The 20,254-nt window shown below is 61.6% G+C and carries 19 protein-coding genes; 11 read left to right on the top strand and 8 right to left on the bottom strand.

From position 1 onward, the window contains the following. Positions 1 to 11: 11 nt before the first annotated feature. Positions 12 to 1,127, bottom strand: coding sequence for a DNA alkylation repair protein (locus G9X68_RS22455; RefSeq protein WP_171604285.1), 1,116 nt, complete (start codon positions 1,125 to 1,127; stop codon positions 12 to 14). Positions 1,128 to 1,200: 73 nt separating this feature from the next. Next, entirely contained in the window at positions 1,201 to 2,229 is a 1,029-nt protein-coding gene (locus tag G9X68_RS22450) for a LacI family DNA-binding transcriptional regulator (RefSeq protein ID WP_171604284.1), read from the bottom strand. 161 nt (positions 2,230 to 2,390) lie between these two features. Between G9X68_RS22450 and G9X68_RS22445 the strand changes: the two genes are divergently transcribed. Continuing rightward, on the top strand, positions 2,391 to 3,338 hold the full coding sequence (locus G9X68_RS22445; RefSeq protein ID WP_027683480.1) for a dihydrodipicolinate synthase family protein: 948 nt from the start codon (positions 2,391 to 2,393) through the stop codon (positions 3,336 to 3,338). Between the two features lie 197 nt (positions 3,339 to 3,535). Further along, complete coding sequence (locus G9X68_RS22440) at positions 3,536 to 4,921, top strand: MFS transporter (protein WP_171604283.1); 1,386 nt, start codon at positions 3,536 to 3,538, stop codon at positions 4,919 to 4,921. 118 nt (positions 4,922 to 5,039) lie between these two features. Here the strand turns inward: G9X68_RS22440 and G9X68_RS22435 are convergent, their stop codons facing one another. After that, positions 5,040 to 5,348 carry a hypothetical protein gene (locus G9X68_RS22435; protein WP_171604282.1) on the bottom strand — a complete coding sequence of 103 codons (309 nt, stop codon included), beginning with the start codon at positions 5,346 to 5,348 and terminating at the stop codon, positions 5,040 to 5,042. A gap of 319 nt (positions 5,349 to 5,667) precedes the next feature. Between G9X68_RS22435 and G9X68_RS22430 the strand changes: the two genes are divergently transcribed. Then, positions 5,668 to 9,063, top strand: a complete 3,396-nt coding sequence (locus tag G9X68_RS22430; protein WP_171604281.1) for a response regulator — start codon at positions 5,668 to 5,670, stop codon at positions 9,061 to 9,063. Here the strand turns inward: G9X68_RS22430 and mnmC2 are convergent. Then, positions 9,057 to 9,800, bottom strand: a complete 744-nt coding sequence (gene mnmC2, locus G9X68_RS22425; RefSeq protein WP_171604280.1) for a tRNA (5-methylaminomethyl-2-thiouridine)(34)-methyltransferase MnmC2 — start codon at positions 9,798 to 9,800, stop codon at positions 9,057 to 9,059. The genes G9X68_RS22430 and mnmC2 overlap by 7 nt on opposite strands. Between mnmC2 and G9X68_RS22420 the strand changes: the two genes are divergently transcribed. The 8 genes from G9X68_RS22420 to G9X68_RS22385 all read left to right on the top strand — a co-directional run bounded on the left by G9X68_RS22420 (position 9,799) and on the right by G9X68_RS22385 (position 15,296). Further along, positions 9,799 to 10,977 carry an NAD(P)/FAD-dependent oxidoreductase gene (locus G9X68_RS22420; RefSeq protein ID WP_171604279.1) on the top strand — a complete coding sequence of 393 codons (1,179 nt, stop codon included), beginning with the start codon at positions 9,799 to 9,801 and terminating at the stop codon, positions 10,975 to 10,977. The two genes, mnmC2 and G9X68_RS22420, sit on opposite strands and share 2 nt — an antisense overlap. Before the next feature lie 114 nt (positions 10,978 to 11,091). Next, the gene (locus G9X68_RS22415) at positions 11,092 to 11,799 is read left to right on the top strand and encodes a DUF1045 domain-containing protein (RefSeq protein ID WP_171604278.1); all 708 of its coding nucleotides are present in this window, start codon (positions 11,092 to 11,094) and stop codon (positions 11,797 to 11,799) included. A gap of 113 nt (positions 11,800 to 11,912) precedes the next feature. After that, positions 11,913 to 12,836: an allantoinase PuuE gene (gene puuE / locus G9X68_RS22410; RefSeq protein ID WP_171604277.1), complete on the top strand. Its 924-nt coding sequence runs from the start codon at positions 11,913 to 11,915 to the stop codon at positions 12,834 to 12,836. Then, entirely contained in the window at positions 12,836 to 13,336 is a 501-nt protein-coding gene (gene uraD / locus G9X68_RS22405; RefSeq protein ID WP_171604276.1) for a 2-oxo-4-hydroxy-4-carboxy-5-ureidoimidazoline decarboxylase, read from the top strand. Before puuE ends, uraD begins: the two co-directional genes overlap by 1 nt. After that, a complete protein-coding gene (locus G9X68_RS22400) occupies positions 13,333 to 13,695 on the top strand; it encodes a HepT-like ribonuclease domain-containing protein (protein ID WP_129421666.1) in 363 nt (120 codons plus the stop codon). Before uraD ends, G9X68_RS22400 begins: the two co-directional genes overlap by 4 nt. Positions 13,696 to 13,699: 4 nt before the next feature. Continuing rightward, positions 13,700 to 14,200 (top strand): ureidoglycolate lyase, encoded by a 501-nt coding sequence (locus G9X68_RS22395; RefSeq protein WP_182208711.1) that lies wholly within the window; start codon positions 13,700 to 13,702, stop codon positions 14,198 to 14,200. Continuing rightward, a complete protein-coding gene (gene uraH / locus G9X68_RS22390; RefSeq protein ID WP_171604274.1) occupies positions 14,197 to 14,553 on the top strand; it encodes a hydroxyisourate hydrolase in 357 nt (118 codons plus the stop codon). Before G9X68_RS22395 ends, uraH begins: the two co-directional genes overlap by 4 nt. A 2-nt stretch (positions 14,554 to 14,555) precedes the next feature. Further along, positions 14,556 to 15,296 (top strand): metallophosphoesterase family protein, encoded by a 741-nt coding sequence (locus G9X68_RS22385; protein ID WP_171604273.1) that lies wholly within the window; start codon positions 14,556 to 14,558, stop codon positions 15,294 to 15,296. A gap of 75 nt (positions 15,297 to 15,371) precedes the next feature. Here G9X68_RS22385 and G9X68_RS22380 read toward each other — a convergent pair whose 3' ends face one another. From G9X68_RS22380 to G9X68_RS22365, 4 genes are all read right to left on the bottom strand, one after another. Then, on the bottom strand, positions 15,372 to 17,117 hold the full coding sequence (locus G9X68_RS22380; RefSeq protein ID WP_171604272.1) for a flotillin family protein: 1,746 nt from the start codon (positions 17,115 to 17,117) through the stop codon (positions 15,372 to 15,374). Continuing rightward, positions 17,114 to 17,761, bottom strand: a complete 648-nt coding sequence (locus tag G9X68_RS22375) for an OB-fold-containig protein (protein ID WP_171604271.1) — start codon at positions 17,759 to 17,761, stop codon at positions 17,114 to 17,116. Before G9X68_RS22375 ends, G9X68_RS22380 begins: the two co-directional genes overlap by 4 nt. Before the next feature lie 4 nt (positions 17,762 to 17,765). After that, the gene (locus G9X68_RS22370; protein WP_171604270.1) at positions 17,766 to 18,905 is read right to left on the bottom strand and encodes a PspA/IM30 family protein; all 1,140 of its coding nucleotides are present in this window, start codon (positions 18,903 to 18,905) and stop codon (positions 17,766 to 17,768) included. Between the two features lie 149 nt (positions 18,906 to 19,054). Continuing rightward, positions 19,055 to 20,197, bottom strand: a complete 1,143-nt coding sequence (locus G9X68_RS22365) for an alpha-hydroxy acid oxidase (RefSeq protein ID WP_171604269.1) — start codon at positions 20,195 to 20,197, stop codon at positions 19,055 to 19,057. Positions 20,198 to 20,254: the final 57 nt, after the last annotated feature.

The raw sequence follows: 20,254 nt of genomic DNA, 5'->3' as shown, positions 1-20,254 counted from the left end.
ACAAGAAAGCCTCAAGCTGGGTCAGGTGAGGGCATGACGAGGACGAAGCGTTGCGATGCGGTCTCCACACCGTTGACGAGGATGGCGATGCGATGTTCGCCGGGATAATAGCGCCGCGTCGTGATCGGTCGCATGGCGTGGCGGCGCTCAATTGTATGGCTTTGCCCCGGAGCGAGCATTATCGCCTTGCATTTAAAGACCTTGGGTGAGAGCGAACCGTCGCTCTTCACGTGGTGAATGGCGTAGTCGATCATCAGCGATTGCGTGATCTCGCCGGCATTCGTCACGCGGATTTCGAAATCCAGCCCTGCGCCGAACATCACCTCTGCATTCTGGAGCCGCAGTTCGCATTTGAGGGAAGCGGCCGCGGCGAAGCCGAAATTGGCGAGCGCCTGCGCGTGGCCGTTCTTCAGAAGCGTGCGCGAAGCATGTTTCAGCAGCCAGCGGCGTTCGGAGGAAGCGCCGTCTATATGGCCGGCGATGAAGGCGGCGACCAGATCGGGGTGATCCTTGGCGACGTCGTTCAAGCTGTTGGCCACGGAGCGGCGCACATAATCCTCCGGATCATCCATCAGCGCGGTCAGGATGGGCAGGATCGGCGCCGGATCCTTGACGAGTTGCGGCAGTCGCATCGCCCAGGGCAGGCGCGGCCGCGTTCCCTCGCTCGCCAGCCGGCGCACATGCTGATCGGGATCGTCGACCCAGCCGGAAATGATGGCCAGCGCGCGCTGCTGGTCGCGGTGGATAAAGGGGCGGATGCCGTATTCGGCAGTGAAATGCGGCGTTAGTGCCTTCAGAAGATCGAGACCGAGATCGAAATGATCTAGGCCGCGTGCGGCGATGAACTGATTGACCGGCAGCAGCATCCAGCCGGAGAGCCCCGGCCTGCCGGCGGCAGGCAGGCTCGCCTTCAGAATGGCTGCGGCCTCCCAGAAATCACCGGGAAGGGTAGCAAGCAGCGCGTCGCGGATCAGGGCCGAGCGCTCCATCAGCTCCAGCGCGGTGAGGCCCTCGGTCGCCAGTGTCACGAAGCGGTTTTTATCGAAAGTCGGCGTGTTGCCGGCAATGCGATCGGCCATGTCGCCGACCAATGCCTCATGCAGCAGGTTCTTGAGCGGTTCCGGCATGCTGGTCCTTCCTCTCTATGCGGCCGCCGCATGCCGCCCGCATGGGGGCAGCATGGTCTGCGTGGCGCGAGCTTTAGCGTATCGGTGCCGTCGATTTCCGTGGAATGAGGGTTGGGGCCGAGATCCGAATACGCTCGTCGGCAGGGCTATTGTCACCGGCAAGAAGATCAAGGGCGTTTGATGCAATTTGCTCGAACGGCACCCGCAACGTCGTGAGCGGCGTGGGGAGGTGGCTGACAATCGGAATGTCGTTATAGCCTACGATCGAGATGTCCTGCGGCACGGAAAGGCCGAGTTTCGTCAGTCCCGACAAGGCGCCGATGGCGGTATTGTCGTTGACGGCGAAAATAGCGGTTGGGTGCGGACTGAGATGCATCAGTGTCTCGACGGCTACCGCACCGGACTCGATTCCGAATGTCGAGGGAATGATGTGTGAGGGATCTGCATTCAATCCAGCCTCTTCCAAGGCGTGGCGGAAACCCTCGACGCGGCCTCGCGAACTGGACGCATAGGATGGACCGGCAATGACGCCAATTCTGCGATGGCCGAGATCGAGGAGATGGCGGGCCGCGAGGTAACCACCGAGCCTGTCATCGCCGACCGACGAGAGGCTGTGGCCATCCGTCCGGAGTGCCAGGACATAAGGAATACCGCGTTTTGCCAGCTCGTCCGGAAAGTCATCGTCTTCCCGCGCCGTCGAAAGAATCAGTCCATCGACACCGCGCTTCAGCAGAGACTCGGCCGCAAGCCGGTCTGCCTTTGGCTTGTCGTCGGTCGTTGCGACAATCGCGAAGCGGCCACTACGGCTGCAGGCCTTGGCCAGCGCTTCGTACAGCATGGCCATGACCGTATCCGTCAACCTAGGCACGATCACCCCGATTGTCATTGTATTGCCGCGCCTAAGGCTCGCTGCAGAAACATCCCTAACGTATCCAAGCTCTTCGGCAACCTTGCGCACGCGACGCGCGGTCTCGCTGTCGGATCGCGGAAGCCTCTCGTCGAGAATGCGGGACACGGTAGACTTGGAGACACCGGCTGCGGCAGCGACGCCGTGAATAGTGACGCGGGTCTGACCTGGAACTTCATCCGTCTTTGAATTCATTGAGCCTTTTCCATTCGAGTCGGCTTTGAGCCGCCGCTCTCCAGCATGCCTCAAAAAAGATATTGACTCCAGAGAATTCGAGAACGATAGTGGGAACGTTCCCGTAAACGATCCTATACCGGTCGCAAGTGAACCGCGATCGCACGAAGGAGGAGACCAATATGCAGCCGATGGATATGCGCGGGCTGAGCCCGGCCCCCGTTACCGCTTTCACCCGCGACGGTGAAGTTGATCACAAAGCCAACGCCAAACTCGCCAAATGGCTGGTTTCGATGGAAGGCGTCAAAAGCCTCGTCATCCTCGGCCATGCCGGCGAGGGCACCTTCCTCACGGAAGAGGAGCGCCTTGCTCTCATCCGCACCTATGTCGAAGCGGTCGACGGTGCCGTTCCGATCATTGCCGGGATTACCGGTGAAGGCACGAAGGTCGCTGCTGAAGAGGCCAGGAAATGCAAGGCTGCCGGTGCCACCGGCGCACTCGTCTATCCGAACCACGGCTGGCTGCGTTTCGGCTTTCAGAAGGGAGCGCCTCAGGATCGCTACAAGGCAATCTGGCAGGAGTCTGGCCTCCAGTGCATCCTGTTCCAATATCCCGACGCCACCAAGGCATCATACGATCTCGATACACAGCTTGCGATTGCCACCCAGGAAGGCGTCGTCGCCACCAAGAACGGCGTGCGCAATATGAAGCGCTGGTATGTCGAAATTCCGGAGCTGAAGAAGGCCAATCCAAAGCTGCAGGTTCTGAGCTGCCACGATGAATGGCTGCTACCAACCATGTTCGATGTCGACGGTCTGCTCGTCGGTTACGGCAATATCGCTCCGGAACTGCTGATCGACCTGATCAAAGCTGGCAAGGCGCAGGACTATCCGGAAGCGCGTAAGATCTTCGAGCGCCTTCTTCCGGTGACGCGTGCCGTCTATCACCGCGGCTCTCACATGGAAGGCACCGTGGCCCTGAAACTCGGCCTCGTGCACCGTGGTATCCTTGACCACGCTACGATCCGAGAGCCGCTGAAGAGCCTTGGCGAAAAGGCCGAAGCGGAGATTTTTGCCGCCTTCGACGCTGCCGGTATCGGTCGCGTTGACCAGTTGCTGGCTGCCGAGTGACCTCTTTGACGCCCCTGCGGAGGTCGCAGGGGCGCGTTCCCAAGGGAGGAGGAAACCATGGAAACCCGCCGAGGCAGACTTGAACGTCTTTGAAGGCCATTGCTCTGACAGGACGAACTGACGCGCAATAGCAACCATCAAGCAGGAGCGCCCCTGGCCGGGAGAGTGGTAGGCCACGGGGCGAGAAGGAGGAACCAATGAATGTCATGCAGCCTATGCCTGCCGAGACGGCGAATGCCGCTGATCATCAGGCCGAAATCAGCGCTCGTCTGGAGCGCCTTCCCATCACCCGCGAGGTATTCTGGGCGCGCAATATCGTCGGCGCCGCAACGTTCTTCGACGGCTACACGGTCATCGCCATCGCTTATGCCATGCCCGTCCTCGTCCGCGAGTGGGGCCTGACGCCCTCACAGACCGGCATGATCCTGTCGATGGGCTATCTGGGGCAGTTGATCGGTGCGATCCTGTTTGGCTGGCTCGCCGAGAGGATCGGCCGGCTGAAAGTTCTCCGGTTCACCATCCTGCTCTTCGTCAGCATGGATGTCGCATGCCTGTTTGCTGCCGGGGCCGGCATGATGATGGCCTTCCGTTTTGTTCAGGGGATCGGCACCGGCGGCGAGGTCCCTGTTGCCAGCGCCTATATCAACGAGTTGATCGGATCGAAGGGGCGCGGCAAGTTCTTCCTCCTCTATGAGGTCATGTTCCTGCTGGGCCTCGTCGGCGCCGGGCTGATCGGCTACTTCATGGTACCGGTTTACGGCTGGAAGGCGATGTTCGTCGTCGGTCTCGTTCCCGCAATCATCATGATTCCTCTGCGCTGGTTCCTGAAGGAATCACCGCGTTGGCTGGCTGCCAACGGCCGCTATGGCGAAGCAAACGCTATCGTCACCCGCATGGAAGAAAGTGCTCGCGCAGCCGGCAAGGAATTGCCCGAGCCGAAGCTCATCCAGGCGCCTGTCCGCCGCAAGTCGGACTGGCGCGAGCTCTTTCAGGGCATTTACCTGAAGCGGACGCTTTCCATCTGGGCAATGTGGTTTACCGCCTATACGGTGGCCAACGGTACGATCACCTGGCTGCCGACCCTGTATCGACAGGTCTTCAACCTGCCGCTTCAAACCAGCATCTTCTATGGTTTCCTGACGTCGGTCGGCGGCGTGATCGCCGCCGTCATCTGCGCGCTGCTCATCGACAAAGTGGGACGCAAGCGCTGGTATACCGGTGCGCTGCTTCTCGCTCCCGTGCCGCTGCTGGCCCTCGCATGGCTCGGCGCGACCTCTCCCATCCAGGTTTTGGTTCTAGGCGGCCTCGCTTATGCGATCGTCCAGACCGTCACATTCTCCCTTTACCTGTACTCGGCAGAGATCTACCCGACGCGCCTTAGGGCATTGGGAACAGGAACCGGCAGTGCCTGGCTTCGCCTGGGATCATCGGCCGGCCCGATCCTCGTCGGCACGGTGATGTCTTCCATGGGCATCCAGTATGTCTTTGCGAGCTTCGCAGCCATTCTGATCGTCGGTGCAATCATCACGATGTTGTTTGCGGTAGAAACCAAGGACCGCGTGCTGGAGGAGCTTTCTCCGTAACGTAAAACACGGTCTGATCGGCTTTGAGCTGGCGGATGAAAATCCGCCAGTTTTGGTCGTCGTTGAGGACACTGGGTCGGCGCCGCCGGGAGGTCAAGCGGCGCCGGATGCGGTTTTCCTATTCCGGGCAGACTTTGACGCGGTAGGGTTCGCCCCATCGATCGTGCCGCCATTCGAGATGGCAATAGGACGGCCGGTAATAGGTCCTATAGACGGGATAGGGGCGATAAACAGGATAGGCAGGGTAAACAGGGTAGGCGGGACGGGCGGCCTCCGACAGCAGGGCGCCGCCGACGACGCCGGCGGCAAGGCCGCCCCAGAAGGCATCGCGTGGACGGGCATCGGCAGTGGTGGCGGTGGCGAGCGAGGCGCCGGCAAAGGTCAGCGCAATCAGGCCCGTCGCCATGGTTTTATGAAGAACGGACATGGTATTTTCCTTTCATGGGCATGGCTTCCATAAAGCCATGCCGCAGACTCGGCCCGGATCGCGGCGGCGCAATGGCCACGCAAGCGGTTTCGGCATTAAATTTTCGTCATGATTTCAACGGATACCGACGTCGAAAGGATTTATAGCGGGCGACCTTTCAGTCTCGTGCAAGCCGTGGCCGGTAATCCCGAATTATCTTCGGCTTGGTGAGCCGGCTCGTAAAATTCCGCTGTCGAATTTTATGGTTAAAACCTTGTTAAAAGCCTTGGCGTTATAGTTTTTGTAGTCGATATTTCATTCATTACGGGAGCGATATTTTTTGAAATCAGCCGGGGAACTTCTGGAGTTGGCTTGCCGCCGGATCGCTGATCTGGATACCCCGGCCTATGTCAAGAACAGCGAGCTGCGTTATATCGCCGTCAACGAGGCCTATGCCCGTTTTCTAGGCCGCGAGATTTCCGATTTCATCGGCAGGCGCAGCCGCGAGCTTCTCGACCGTCCCGAGGAAGAGGAACGCGAGGACAAGGAACGCCGCGCGCTGGTATTCGGCACCGAGGAAAACGCCATCTGCTTCGATGTGGCTGGCATCGGCCATGAGCGCATCCAGATCGAAAGCTTTTCGCCATCGCCGGACCGGGCTTATGTGCTCGGCATTTTCGAAGTGCGCGAGCCGCTGCGCCGGACGATTGGCGACCCTGGGATCGCCGGCGACCCTTGGATGACTGGCGACGCCGGCGTCGTCGCCGATTTGGCCCGCGTGCGCGAGGCGCTGGAACAACTCGACCATCCGATCGGCATCTTCGCCGAGGATGGCCGGCCGCTGGTCGTCAACGCGGCCTATCGCAACGGCGCAAAGCCTGCGGCCGCCGGAGATTCGGCCTGGGGTGAGAGCGTCAACGAACTCGACGTTCTGCGCACCGTGCTGGAGGACCTGCCGGTTGCAGTCTTCGTCCGCGACGACAAGCACCGCCTGGTCTATGCCAATAAGTATTACGACACCTTCAGCGGCCACGACCGCTCCCAGATACTGGGAATGACCGAACATGAAATGTTCGGGCCGGAAGGTGGCGAGGCGATCTACCAGGAAAACCTGCTGGCGCTCAGGGACGGCATTTCGGTGGAGCTCGAGAGCGAGATGCCGAGCAAGAGCGGCCACATCTATCCCGTCATTTCGCGCGTCAACCGCGTCATGACGGCGGATGGGCGGACCTATGTCGTCGGCTCTTTCTCCGACATCTCGCTGCTCAAGGAGCGCGAGAAGGCGCTGATTGCGTCGCGCAAGCAGGAAGAAATACTGCATCGGGATATCGAAAGTATCCTGCGCTCGCTGCCGGTCGGCGTGCTGATCCTCGACAACGACCACCGGATTCTTTACGTCAACGATGAATTCTACAGCATCTGGGAGCTGCCGCTCGACGATCGCTTCGACGGCCGCCCCTTCATCGACGTCATCCGCCGCAATTTAGAGCTCGGACGCTACGACGGCACGCAGACGCCGGAGGAGATCTACGCCTTCCGCAAGCATCTGTTCGAGGCCGAAGTGCCCGAGCCGATTGAGCTCGGTTGGGCGGGGGGCAAATCCGTCATCTTCGACAGCCGCCGCATCTCCAACGACCGTATCCTGCTCACCTATGCCGATATCTCTGCGGTGCGCGAGCGGGAAAAGGAAATTCACGAGACCCGCGCCGCGCTCGAGCGGGTCGGCGAGATGATGCGCGATGCGACGCATGCGATGTCCCAAGGTCTTGCCATCGTCCAGGACGGCGTCATCAAGATGTCCAACGGGGCGATGGCCGATATCCTGCAGATTCCGCCCGCCTATATCGAAGCCGGGCAGGGCTGGCTCGGCATGTTTGAATTTTGCGCGGCGCGCGGCGATTTCCACGATGCCGCGGCGGAAATCCTGCAGGGCTGGCGCGACAATATCGCCGCCAGGCTGCCGATTTCCACCGTCTTCCACGTCGGCGGCGAGCGCTGGGTGAACATGGATGCGACGATCAGCAAGGGGCAGCATTGGATGGCGCTCTTCACCGACGTCACCGAACTCAAGAGCCGCGAGGAGGAGTTGCGCCATCTCTTGTCGCGTGCCGAAGCCGCCGACCGCGCCAAATCCGAATTCCTCGCCAATATGAGCCACGAGATCCGCACGCCGATGAACGGCGTGCTTGGCATGGCGGAGCTGCTTGCCAAGACCAATCTCGACACGCGCCAGAAGACCTTCGTCGACATCATCGTCAAATCGGGCAATGCGCTGCTGACTATTATCAACGACATCCTCGACTTCTCGAAGATCGATGCCGGGCAGATGAAACTGCGCAAGGCCGCCTTCGATATTACCGAAGCGGTGGAGGATGTGGCGACACTTTTGTCTTCGCATGCCGCCGAGAAGAACATCGAGCTCCTGGTGCGGGCAGCACCCGACCTACCCGCCGCGGTGATCGGCGATGCCGGGCGTTTCCGCCAGATCGTCACCAATCTCGTCGGCAACGCCGTCAAGTTCACCGAGCGCGGCCATGTCTTCGTCGATGTCGGCTTCCAGCCGGCCGCCGGTGGCGAGATCATGGCGAGCATCCGCATCGAGGATACCGGCATCGGCATCCCGTCGGAGAAGCTTGAATCGGTCTTCGACAAGTTCTCGCAGGTGGACGCCTCGTCGACCCGGCGGCATGAGGGAACCGGCCTCGGTCTTGCGATCACCGCTGGGCTCGTCGATCTTTTCGGCGGTTATCTCAACGTCGAAAGCGAGTGGAACAAGGGCTCGGTCTTTACTGTCAACCTGCCGTTCGCTGTGGCGGCCGCCCGCGTCGAACCGAAGCCATTGCCGATCAACGTGCAGGGCGCGCGTATCCTCGTCGTCGACGACAACGAAGTGAACCGGCGCATCCTGACCGAGCAGCTGTCGCTCTGGGGCTTCGACGGCGTGGCCGCCGAAGGCGGCGGTACCGGTCTTGCGATCCTGGAGGCGGCGGCCAATCTCGGCGTCACCGTCGATGCCGTCGTGCTCGATTATCATATGCCCGATATGAACGGCGCCGATGTCGCGCGCAGGCTACGAGCCGATCCCCGCTTCGTCGAACTGCCTATCATCTTCCTGACGTCGATGGATATTTCCGGCACCGAAAAGGAATTCGCGGCGCTGAACGGCCACGCGCATCTGATGAAACCGGCGCGCGCCAACGTGCTGCGCAACACCGTCGTCGAAGTGGTGCGCGCCAGCCGCGTCAAGCAGGCTTCCGAGGCTGAGATTGCCCGGCTGCAGACGGAAGCGGCCGTGCCGGCGCCCCCGCCAGTGCCGCAGAAGCGGGCCGCTGAATTCGTCGATGTGCTCGTTGCCGAGGACAACGAAGTCAATCAGATCGTCTTCACGCAGATCCTGCAAGGCACGGGTCTTTCCTTCCTCGTCGTCGACAATGGCGAGGAGGCGGTCGCCGCCTGGGAGCGGCATGCGCCGCGCATCATCATGATGGACGTCTCGATGCCCGTGATGAACGGCCATCAAGCCACCCAGACGATCCGCGAACGCGAAAAGGGGCAGGGGCACCGGGTGCCGATCATCGGCGTCACCGCCCATGCGCTCGAAAGCGACCGCGAACTCTGCCTCGACGCAGGCATGGACGATTACATGTCGAAGCCGATCAGCCCCGAATTGCTCGAGGAAAAAATCCGCCAGTGGCTCGGAACGAGCGAGCAACTGCCGGAGCGCACCAGCTACTGATCTGTACGCTGGTCGGGTGAAGCCTTGGCGCCACAGAGCATTTCGCGCTTGCCGGCAAAGCCTTGGCGGCGCTCGACGGCAAAACCGGCGGCGATGAGGTTGCGGCGTACGAAGCCGGCCGCCGCATAGGTGGCGAAAGTGCCGCCGGCTGCACTTTTCTCGCAGACGAGGCGCATCAACTGCTCCGACCACATATCGCTGTTGCGCGACGGGGCGAAGCCGTCGAGATACCAAGCGTCGAAGCCAGGCTTGGCCGCTGCAACGCCATCGAGCGCGCGGCCGCAGACCACGCTGAGCGTCGTTTGAGAATCGAGGTTCAGCGAGACGGTGCCAGCAGGCGCATGCGGCCACGCCGCCGTCAGCGATTCGCGTTCGACATCGATCTCCGGCCAGTGCGACAGCGCCCGGCCGATTTCTTCGCCGCGCATCGGGTGGAGTTCGAAGGAGATGAAATGCAGGTGTTGGCCGTCTGCGCGGTGGAGCTTCCATTGCCGCCAGGTCTCGGCGAAGTTCAGGCCGGTTCCGAAGCCGAGCTCACCGATCAGAAATGCCTGCCGCCCGTTCCAGCGCTCCGGCAGGCCGTTGCCGGCGAGAAAAACATGGCCGCATTCCAGCCGTCCGTCGGTCTGGCAATAAAAATGATCGCCAAAGGCGGTGGAATAGGGCATATCGCCGTCGCGCCATTCGAGCGGCTGCGGCGCGCCTGCGCCAATCTGATCGGGGTTCACGTCTGTCATGGAAAAAGCCGATAGTCCTGCGCCGGTCTCAGGTCAATCGTCCTGCGAATTGCTGATCGTCGGCGGCGGCATCATGGGTCTCTGGGCGGCCGTCCATGCCGAGCGTCGGGGTATCCGGACTCTTATCAGTGACGCCGGCAGATTGGGCGAAGGTGCAAGCGGCGGCCTGCTCGGCGCGCTGATGCCGCATATGCCGGACCGGTGGTCGCAGAAGAAGAAGTTCCAGTTCGATGCGCTGGTCTCGCTCGAAACCGAGATCGCCGCGCTCGAAGCAGAGACCGGACTTTCCGCCGGCTACCACCGTTCCGGACGCCTGATCCCGCTGCCGAAGCCGCATCTCCACACAATAGCGCGCGGCCATTTCGAGGACGCCGAACGCCATTGGCGGGCGGGCGACCGCCGCTTCCACTGGCATGTGCTCGACAGCCCGCCGGTCGATGGCTGGATCAAGGCGTCTGCGGGCGAGAGCGGCTTCGTGCATGACACGCTCGCCGCCCGCGCTGCACCTCGCTTGCTGGTCGCAGCGCTCATCGCCTTTCTGCGGCGGGCAGAGCATGTTCGCATCCTAGAGCATGCGACGGTTGCCGGCCTCGATCCCGATCGCGGTACGGCCGAAATCAACGGCGAAACCATCGTTTTCAGTCACTGCATCCTGGCCGCCGGCCATCAGTCCTTTCCGTTGCTGCAGGAGCTGACGCCGGGGCTGAAACAACCGCTCGGCCAGCCGGTCAAGGGGCAGGCGGCATTATTGAAAGCCGACATCGACCCAGCCCTGCCGACGGTCTTCCTCGACGGGCTCTATATCGTCGCGCATGAAGGCGGGCACGCGGCAATCGGCAGCACCAGCGAGAACCGTTTTGACGATCCAGTGTCCACCGACGCCCAGCTCGACGTGCTGATCGAGGCGGCGCGGGCGATTGTGCCAAGCCTTCGCGACGCCCCCGTCGTCGAGCGCTGGGCGGGGCTTCGCCCGAAGGCGATTGACCGCGATCCGATGATCGGCCGCCACCCCGATCACCCACGCCTGATCGCGCTGACCGGTGGCTTCAAGGTCAGCTTCGGTCTGGCGCACCGGCTGGCCGAGGCGGCGATATGTATCGCAGGCGATACAGACTGCGGATTTTTGCTGCCGGAAAGCTTCGCAATTTCAAGCCACATCGCGGCGGCTTCACGTTAAACGTGAATTAGGCGCCGCTGCCTTTCGTTATTCTGTCATGCAAATCACCTATCTGCTTGCGCATCGACAGCGCCTGAAGTCACCGGCGCTCACTTCCTTGATGGAGGAAATCGCATGCGCTATGCCATTTGCTTCACGCCTCCGGCGAGCGACCCGCTCTCGCTCGTAGCCGCCAATTGGCTTGGCCGAAACGTGTTTTCCGGTGATGTGACGGAGCCTCCGGCCATTCGCGGCCTCGGCATTCACGAGATCGCCTTCCATACGGCCGTGCCGCGGCGCTATGGTTTTCACGGTGTTTTGAAGGCGCCGTTCCACCTCTCCTCCGACGTGTCGGAATCTCAACTCCTGCGCGATCTTATGCGTTTCTCCGGAACGGTCCTTCCTTTCCGGATGCCGCGTCTCGAAGTTGCCAGGCCCGGCAATTTCTACAGCCTGCTGCCGAATATCCCTTGTGGGCAGATCCAGTATCTGGCCTCGGCAATCGTGCAGGAATTCGATCGTTTCCGTGCGCCGCTGAGCGAAGCCGAGATCGAGCGCAGCGATCCAGACGGCTTGTCGGCAGCGCAGTTCGCCAATCTGCATCGCTGGGGCAACCCTTATGTGATGGAGGAATTCCGCTTTCACATGCCGGTGACGGGCCCGATCAACGCGATCGACATGCCGCGCATCGAGCCGGCGCTGCGGACGATCTTCGAGCCTGTGCTGAGAGAGCCGATCATGGTTTCGAACGTGGCGCTGATGATCGAGGAGGGCACCGGCGGTCCCTTCCGCGTTCATTCGCTGCATCCGATGGGCAAGGTCAGCGCGCGCAAGATCGCCTGAAGTTCCCTGCGCTAAGGATTTGTTCCATAACGGGAAAATTCCGCTGCGCAGTTTCCTTCTCGACATTCCGGCTGCGGATGCTACCGTTCCCCGTCTTTTCAGAAGGTGATTTGATGGTATCCGAGACCTATCCGCGCAATCTCGTCGGTTATGGGCGTCTTACGCCCGATCCGAAATGGCCGGACGAGGCACGCGTCGCCGTGCAGTTCGTCATCAATTATGAGGAGGGCGGCGAAAGCTCGATCCTCGACGGCGATCCGGCTTCGGAAAACCTGCTGTCGGAAATCGTCGGCGCGGCCGCCTGGCCGGGGCAGCGCAACCTCAACATGGAATCGATCTATGAGTATGGCTCGCGTGCCGGCTTCTGGCGGCTCTGGCGGATGTTCACCGATCTCAAGGTGCAGGCAACCGTCTACGGCGTGACGCTGGCGATGGCCCGCAACCCCGAGGCCGTCGCCGCGATGAAGGAGGCCGGCTGGGAGATCGCCAGCCACGGCTATCGCTGGCTGGAATACAAGGATTTTCCAGAAGATCTGGAGCGCAAGCATATCCTCGAAGCCGTGCGCCTGCATAGCGAACTTACGGGCGAGCGGCCCTACGGCATGTACCAGGGCAAGCCTTCCGACAATACGCTTCGGCTGGTGCAGGAGGAGGGCGGTTTCCTCTATTCCTCCGATTCCTATGCCGACGACCTGCCCTATTGGGTGAAGGGCGTCGACGGGAAACCCTTCCTGATCATCCCCTATACGCTCGAAACCAACGACATGCGTTTTGCGACGCCGCAGGGCTTCAACGCGGGCGATCAGTTCTTCACCTATCTGAAAGATGCCTTCGACACGCTTTATGAGGAAGGCAAGGCAGGCAGCCCGAAGATGATGTCAGTCGGATTGCATTGCCGCCTCGTCGGACGTCCCGGCCGGGCGGCAGCGCTGAAGCGCTTTATCGAATATGTGCTGAAGCACGACAAGGTCTGGATTCCGCGCCGTATCGAGATCGCCGAACATTGGCACAAGCACCATCAGCCGGAAGCGCTCTGATGATGTCACGCGAGGATTTCGTCTCCCGCTTCGGCGGCGTCTTTGAACATTCGCCTTTCATCGCCGAGCGCGCCTATGACGCTGGCCACCTGACGGAGCCGCTGACGGTGGGCAGCGTGCATGCGGCCCTTTCCGCTGTCTTCCGGGCGGCAAGCCCGCTGGAGCGTCTCGGCGTGCTCAGCGCCCATCCTGACCTCGCCGGCCGCCTCGCGATAGCGGGCGAGCTCACCGAAGACAGCCGGAAGGAGCAGTCCGGCGCCGGTCTCGACCGCCTGAGCCCGGCCGAACATGCCCGCTTCACCGAACTCAATTCGGTCTATGTCGAAAAATTCGGCTTTCCCTTCATCATCGCCGTCAAGGGGCTCGGCAAGGACGATATCCTGTCGGCCTTCGAAACACGGATCGGCAATGATCGGGACGAGGAATTTACGACCGCGACGGCGCAAGTCGAGCGGATCGCGCTGCTGCGCCTGACGTCGATGCTGCCGGAGGCTGAATGAACGAGCGGCGCGCGATCGACTATCTCAATGAGATGTATGAGGCGGCATCCGAAGCGCTGTCTTTCGTCGGCGGAATGGATGGGGCGGCGTTTGCCGGGGACAAGCTCACTTTCAAGGCGGTGACCTTTTGCCACTTCACCATCGGTGCCGCGGCATCCCGCTTACTGGTGACTCATCCGGAATTTGCGACTGAGCATCCCGATCTGCCGTGGACGAAAATCTGCGGCACGGGCAACCGTATCCTCGACGGTGTCTTCGATCTCGATCCTTCCGACATCTGGGAGGCGACGTATCGCACGCTGCCGGAGCTTCTTTCCGCGATCGATGCCATACGTCACTGGCATGCCCAAGGCGAGTGAAGCCATGTCCGAATTTCTCGAGATCCGCCCGCTCACCAAATGCGCCTTCGCTCCCTTCGGCGAGGTCATCGAAGCCGATCCGGCCTCGATGCGGCTCATCAATGGCGGCACGACGGAGCGTTTTCACGCGCTGGCGGCCGTTGAAGCGACCGGCGAGGGCGCGCGCGTCGTCATCAACCTCTTTCGTGGCCAGCCGCGTGCCTTCCCCTATGAAATCACCATGATGGAGCGCCACCCATTCGGCAGCCAGAGTTTCTCGCCGGTCTCGGGCCGCTCTTTTCTGGTCATCGTCTCCGAGGATGAGAACGGCCGTCCGGGGATGCCGCAGGTGTTTCTGGCGCGAGGCGACCAGGGCGTGAACTATCGCCGCAACGTCTGGCATCATCCCTTGATGGCGCTCGGCCAAGCCTGTGATTTCCTGGTCGTCGATCGCGACGGGCCGGGCAATAATCTGGAAGAATACTTCTTCGAAACCCCTTTTATCATCAAAGAGCCAGCCCCATGACCGGACTGACCACGCATGTTCTCGACACCGCTCTCGGCAAGCCGGCCGAGGGCTTGAGGATCGATCTTTTTCAGCTCGACGGCGAGATCCGCAGGCATCTGAAGACGGTCGAGACCAATGCCGATGGCCGGGTTGACGGCGGCCCCATCCTCGTTGGCGAAGGTTTCCGGGCCGGCACTTATGAACTGGTCTTCCATGCCGGCGATTATCTGAGGGCGAGCGGTACGCCGCTCCCGCATCCCGCCTTCCTCGACCTCGTGCCGATCCGCTTCGGCATTGCCGACGTCACGGCGCATTACCATGTGCCGCTGCTGATTTCGCCCTACGGCTATTCCACCTACCGAGGCAGCTAAAAATGCGTTTTGCAGCAATCGCCGACATTCACGGCAACCATCTGGCGCTTGAGGCCGTGCTTGCGGATATTCATGCGCAGGAGATCGATGAGATCGTCAATCTCGGCGATTTCTTCAGCGGCCCTTTGGAGGCCGGGCTGACGGCAGACCTGCTGATGCCGCGCGGCCTGACTTCGGTTCGCGGCAATCATGATCGCTATCTGATCGAGCAGGATCCGGCCTCCATGCATGCTTCGGATGCCGCCGCCTACCGGCAATTGACGACATCCCATCTCGACTGGGTGCGCGGCTTGCCGTTCGATACAGTCTATCGCGGCGAGGTTTATCTCTGCCACGCAACGCCGAAGGACGATAATCTCTACTGGCTGGAATCGGTCTCGCCGGAGGGCTTCGTCTTCCTGAAGCCGATCGAAGCGATCGAGGCGTTGGCCGAAGGCATCGACTTGCCGCTGATCCTCTGCGGCCACAGCCATATTCCCCGCGCCGTGCGCCTCTTCGATGGCCGCCTGATCGTCAATCCCGGCAGCGTCGGCTGCCCGGCCTATGACGACGAACTGCCTTATTTCCACAAGGTGGAGGCCGGCCATCCGCTGGCGAGCTACGCCATTCTGGAAAAGGCGACGGGCGGATGGACATGCCAGTTCCGAACCGTCGCCTATGACCATATGGCGATGTCGGCACTGGCCGCCGAAAGGGGCCGTGCCGACTGGGCGGGCGCGCTGGCAGCGGGTTGGGTGAGATAGAGCATATGCCGAAAAGTGTGAGCAGTTTTCGGCATCATGCTCTAACTATTTAATTTAGACCCGCCTGCGCGGCGATCAGTCCTTCTTTGGTGCCGGCTTCGGTGCTGGAGGGATGATCGTTTGTGTCGGGGCTACGGCCGGTGTTGCCGGCTTTGCCGGGGCTGGCGGTCTTGCCGGTTTTGCGCCATCGAGATTTCCAAGGAGGGATGAGATGGCATCGTCGCCTTCGAAGCCGGCTTCCTTCAGCAATTTGTCGAGGATCGGTTTATTCGCCTGGTAGGAGAGGAGCTGGCCGGCCAGCCCTTCGCCGAGCCCGATGCCGTTTCCGCCGGCCGCACCGTTTCCGCGGCCGAGCATGCCGCCGGTGTCGAATATCTTGATATCGGAGATCTTCTCAATCGGCTTGACCGCCTCGGCGAGCGCCTGCGGTATGATGCGGATCCGTTCGCGGGTAATCTCGAACTCGATGATAGCAGAGCTCAACTTGTTGCGAGCGTCGTTGAGCAATGCCTCGCTCTCGGCCGCGGCCTTGCCGGTTTCGAGAATGCCCTTGGCCTTGATGATCGCCGCATCCGCCTCGGCGGTCGCAAGCGTCTTGATGGCCTCGGCCTGGTCGCTTGCTGCCTGTTTTTCGGCCTCGGCGCCAACGGTGACGGCAGTCGCTTCCGTCTCGGCTTTCTTGCGTGCGTCGATGACGGCAATCTGCTTTTCGCGTTCGGCAATCTCGATCGCCTTGGCGGTGCCAACCTTTTCTTCTGCTGCTATCGCCAGCGCGCGGGCCGTTTCCGCAGCCGCCTTCGCCTCGGATTCTTCACGGCTCTTGTTGGCAACGGCGATGGCGCTCTCCTGTGCCACGATCTGGAGGTCACGCTTGGCTTCGGTTTCGCGTTGCTGGACGGCGCGGGCGGCGTCGATATTGGCGCTTTCGCGAGCCTGCTTGGCAGATGCCTCGCGTTCGGCGATCGCTTGTTCGGAAGCGATGCGGGCTTCCTCCTCGGCGCGTTTTGCGGCCTGCTCCTGCTGCGCGGTTTCAGCGCGTGTCGCCGCGGATTTGTTGGCGATGTCCCGTTCCTGGCTGAGTTCGGCTTCCCGCTTGGTCCGCTCGATGGTCAGCGATTGCTGGCGGGCCTCGAGATCCTTCTGGGCGATGGCGACTTCGGTATCGCGAACGATCTCGTTTCGCTCCTTCTTGCGTCCCTCGGTGATGCGGGTCAATGCCGCAAGACCTTGCGCGTCGAAGAAGTTGTTGGCGTTGAAATGCTTGATATCGGTCTGGTCGAGGCGTGTCAGCGACACGGATTCGAGTTCGAGGCCGTTCGACTGGAGATCGGCGCCGACGGCTTCCTGCACGGCCTTGACGAAATCCATGCGCTGTTCCTGCAGCGCGTCGAGATTCATCGTCGCGGCCACCGAGCGAAGGCCGTCGACGAATTTCGCCTCGATCAGGATGCGGAGAGCCTCGGCGTCGTTGGTGCGGTTGCCGAGTGTCTGAGCTGCAAGCGCAATCGAGGAGGCATCGGGTTTCACGCGCACATAGAATTCGGCGCCGATATCGACCCGCATGCGGTCCTTGGTGATCAATGCATCGCCTTCGCCGCGGCGAACCTCGAGCCGCAGTGTCTTGAGGTTAACCCGGGCGGTCGAATGGAAGATCGGCAGGACGACCGAACCGCCGTCGAGCACGACCTTCTGGCCGCCGAGACCGGTGCGCACATAGGCCTCATCGCGGCTGGAGCGTGTGTAAAGAGAGGCGAGGACAAAACCGATGCCGAAGATCAGTACAATCCCAATGCCGGCTGGTAGAATAACGTCGTACATCATTGCTGCTCCCTCAAAGATTGATTGTCCGCATCGGTGGGGTCGACCGGCGCGGGAATGGCGATAAACACATTTGCCTTGTGATCGACGAGAAGAACCGAAGCGCCGATGGCGAGCGGACCTTCGCCCTTGGCGGCTCGGGCTCGAAGCACATGCCAGTTTCCATGCTGATCCTTGACGCGGACGCGGCCCGGCAGTCCCTGATCGAGCGGGCCGATCGACACTTCGGCTGTCCGGCCGAGCAAGGCGTCGAGATCGACCGCATAGGTTTCGTCGTGCGGCACGAGCCGCGCCACGGTTCTGCTCGATGCCCTGACCATGGGGATGGTTGCCAGCGCGGCAGGAATGACGGCGATGAAGCTTGGCAGCGGCGCCCAGAAGGCGTTGGCGACGGCCTGCAACGCAAAGCCCGTCATCGCGAAGAAGCCGAGCGTCAGCATCATGAGAATCAGCAGCGGAACACCGCCGAGATTGAGCCAGGAAAGGTAAGCCAGGATGCCGTCATGGCCATGAAGCTCCGGCTTTCCCAGAAATTCCGTCATCGAAAAACCCATGACCATCGCGAGCATCTCGATCGCGGTCAGACCGACAAGGATCGCTGCGGCGATGGCAAAGGGCGCACATTCAGGGGAGAAAAGGAGTGCCATCGTGTTATCGGTTATCCGCCTTGAAGCGTGCGAGCCGGGCTTCGATTGCCTGTTCGCGGTGCAGTCGGTCGAGTTCGTCCAATTCGGAACTGTGGCCATGCTCGCCAGCGGGAACTCCGGTCAGCCGCGAGACGGCTGCGGCAGCGCGGGCAGCATCTGCACCCGGTGCGGGCTGGCTGTGACCGGTCGCTGCTTGTTCGGGATGCCGGGCGATACTGCGCTTGAAATCGGCAAGGCGAGCGTCCGCCTCGCGGCGCGTGGCGAGCACGGCCTGCAAGGCTTTCTGGCCTTCGTCCACCTGTTCTCTGGCATCGGCCAGCGCCTTGTCGAGCGCTGCGATCTGGGATTCGAGATCGATCTGACGGGCGACGCCGGCCTTAGCCAGGTCATCCCGCCCCGAGGAGACGGCGAGGCGGATCTTCTGGTCGAGCGCGTTCATGTCTTCGACGATTTCGTCTCTGCGGCTCTGGATGCGGTATTCCTCCGCACGCGCCTTGCCGAGATCGGTGCGGGCCTCATCAGCCGCCGCATCGATCTCGCGGACCGCCTGTTCGATGACGGCGATCTTGTTGACGCCTTCCGCCTTGTCGATCGCCGCATTCGCGATGCCCGCGATCAGGCGACCCATGCGTGAGAGAATGCCTTCGTTCGTCATGTTTTCCTCCATCCGAGCGGAATTCGGCGTGACGCCGATGTGAATCTCGTAACGGTCCTGGCCCGCAACGAGGTAGGCCGGAAAAATACTCTCCCATCCCCGTGAATAACCCGCGACATCGAAGGGCACGGCAACGCGTCCGTGCACCGTGGCGATCGTCAGGTCCGAGGGGCCCTTGATGGCGAAGAGCTTGTCATCGAGCGGTAGTTGCGGCGGATCGGCGGTCACGCCGCGATTGGCGGCGAAATCGCGAAGGCCGAGCGTGACCAGCCTTGCCGGCAGGCCCGTCTGCTCGCGGACGGTTTCATAGGCAAGGTCATGCAGCACGACGAGGTTGGCGCCCGCCTTGTCGGCGACAAGGCTGGTCAGGATTTCGATCATCCTGAGATAGGCGGCAATGGTGTCGTCCAGCGCCTGCCGGGCGTAATCGTCAGGTGCCAGCATGTAGCGCAGCAGCGATGGATGCGGTGTCTTGCCTGTGGTTGCCATAGGTTAAAACATAAAGCACCGCTTTTGTGCTTTCAAGATGCCGGGCTAAAAATACAACCTAGTCTTAACGCACAGTTAGAAGGACCGATGGCAGCGTCCAGTATCGAGATGTTGAGGGAGCCGTTGCTGCGTCCGTCGTTGGCGGCAGGTCACTGCCGCCCGTCGATGATCGATGAATTCACGTCGTTGATGTCGCGCTTGCCGCAGAGCGCCATGGTGATGTCCATCTCCTTGCGGATGATGCCGAGCGCCAGCGATACGCCTTCCTTGCCCATGGCGCCGAGGCCGTAGAGGAAGGGGCGGCCGATATAGGTGCCCTTGGCGCCGAGGGCCACAGCCTTCAGCACGTCCTGGCCGGAGCGGATGCCGCCGTCGAGATGGACCTCGATACGGTCGCCGACGGCGTCGACGATCTTCGGCAGCATGCTGATCGATGAGGGGGCGCCGTCAAGCTGGCGGCCGCCGTGATTGGAGACGACGATCGCATCGGCGCCGGTGTCGACGGCGGCCTTTGCATCCTCCGGATCGAGTATGCCCTTGATGATCAGCGGGCCGCCCCATTGTTCCTTGATCCAGGCGACATCCGCCCAGGAAAGCCGCGGATCGAACTGCTCATGTGTCCAAGCGGCGAGCGAGGCGATATTGGTTACATTTTTTGCATGGCCAACGATATTGCCGAAGTTGCGGCGCTTGGTCTGCAGCATATCCAGGCACCAGAAGGGCCGGGTCGCCATCTGCCAGACATGTCTCGGGGTGAATTTCGGCGGCGCCGACAGGCCGTTGCGCAGGTCCTTATGCCGCTGGCCGAGGATCTGCAGATCAGCGGTCAGCACCAGCGCCGAGCATCCGGCCGCCTTGGCGCGGTTAATGAGGTTGAGGACGAAATCCTTGTCCCTCATCACGTAGAGCTGGAACCAGAAGGGGCGTGTCGTCGCTGACGCCACGTCCTCGATCGAGCAGATGCTCATCGTCGAAAGCGTGAAGGGAACGCCGAACTCCTCGGCGGCGCGTGCCGCCAGCATCTCGCCATCGGCATGCTGCATGCCGGTCAGGCCGGTTGGCGCCAGCGCCACCGGCATCGACACTTTCTGGCCGATCATCGTCGTTTCCAGCGTGCGGTTGGTCATATCGACCATCACCCGCTGTCGCAGCTTGATCTGACTAAAATCGCTCTCGTTTGCCGCATAGGTCGATTCCGTCCAGGCCCCCGAATCCGCATAGTCGAAAAACATCTTCGGCACACGGCGCCGTGCGAGCTTTTTCAGGTCGGCGATGGTGAGCGGGGTGGCCATGAATTGAACCTTCACGTCTGAATACGGCCATCGGCCATAACATGAATTTCGCAGAAG

Origin of the sequence: Rhizobium changzhiense (assembly GCF_013087625.1) — a bacterium.
GTDB lineage: Bacteria > Pseudomonadota > Alphaproteobacteria > Rhizobiales > Rhizobiaceae > Rhizobium > Rhizobium sophorae.
The sequence above is the reverse complement of the archived record's forward strand: the minus strand, read 5'-3'. Positions and strand labels throughout refer to the sequence as shown.

What these genes read in the sequence shown, in the direction of transcription:
- G9X68_RS22380 (WP_171604272.1), bottom strand. Translation starts at nt 17,117, where the DNA reads ATGATGTACGACGTTATTCTACCAGCCGGCATTGGGATTGTACTGATC.
- G9X68_RS22365 (WP_171604269.1), bottom strand. Translation starts at nt 20,197, where the DNA reads ATGGCCACCCCGCTCACCATCGCCGACCTGAAAAAGCTCGCACGGCGC.
- G9X68_RS22420 (WP_171604279.1), top strand. Translation starts at nt 9,799, where the DNA reads ATGGAAAAAGCCGATAGTCCTGCGCCGGTCTCAGGTCAATCGTCCTGC.
- G9X68_RS22450 (WP_171604284.1), bottom strand. Translation starts at nt 2,229, where the DNA reads ATGAATTCAAAGACGGATGAAGTTCCAGGTCAGACCCGCGTCACTATT.
- G9X68_RS22455 (WP_171604285.1), bottom strand. Translation starts at nt 1,127, where the DNA reads ATGCCGGAACCGCTCAAGAACCTGCTGCATGAGGCATTGGTCGGCGAC.
- G9X68_RS22370 (WP_171604270.1), bottom strand. Translation starts at nt 18,905, where the DNA reads ATGGCAACCACAGGCAAGACACCGCATCCATCGCTGCTGCGCTACATG.
- G9X68_RS22385 (WP_171604273.1), top strand. Translation starts at nt 14,556, where the DNA reads ATGCGTTTTGCAGCAATCGCCGACATTCACGGCAACCATCTGGCGCTT.
- puuE (WP_171604277.1), top strand. Translation starts at nt 11,913, where the DNA reads ATGGTATCCGAGACCTATCCGCGCAATCTCGTCGGTTATGGGCGTCTT.
- G9X68_RS22400 (WP_129421666.1), top strand. Translation starts at nt 13,333, where the DNA reads ATGAACGAGCGGCGCGCGATCGACTATCTCAATGAGATGTATGAGGCG.
- G9X68_RS22415 (WP_171604278.1), top strand. Translation starts at nt 11,092, where the DNA reads ATGCGCTATGCCATTTGCTTCACGCCTCCGGCGAGCGACCCGCTCTCG.
- G9X68_RS22445 (WP_027683480.1), top strand. Translation starts at nt 2,391, where the DNA reads ATGCAGCCGATGGATATGCGCGGGCTGAGCCCGGCCCCCGTTACCGCT.
- uraH (WP_171604274.1), top strand. Translation starts at nt 14,197, where the DNA reads ATGACCGGACTGACCACGCATGTTCTCGACACCGCTCTCGGCAAGCCG.
- G9X68_RS22375 (WP_171604271.1), bottom strand. Translation starts at nt 17,761, where the DNA reads ATGGCACTCCTTTTCTCCCCTGAATGTGCGCCCTTTGCCATCGCCGCA.
- G9X68_RS22435 (WP_171604282.1), bottom strand. Translation starts at nt 5,348, where the DNA reads ATGTCCGTTCTTCATAAAACCATGGCGACGGGCCTGATTGCGCTGACC.
- G9X68_RS22395 (WP_182208711.1), top strand. Translation starts at nt 13,700, where the DNA reads ATGTCCGAATTTCTCGAGATCCGCCCGCTCACCAAATGCGCCTTCGCT.
- G9X68_RS22440 (WP_171604283.1), top strand. Translation starts at nt 3,536, where the DNA reads ATGAATGTCATGCAGCCTATGCCTGCCGAGACGGCGAATGCCGCTGAT.
- uraD (WP_171604276.1), top strand. Translation starts at nt 12,836, where the DNA reads ATGATGTCACGCGAGGATTTCGTCTCCCGCTTCGGCGGCGTCTTTGAA.
- mnmC2 (WP_171604280.1), bottom strand. Translation starts at nt 9,800, where the DNA reads ATGACAGACGTGAACCCCGATCAGATTGGCGCAGGCGCGCCGCAGCCG.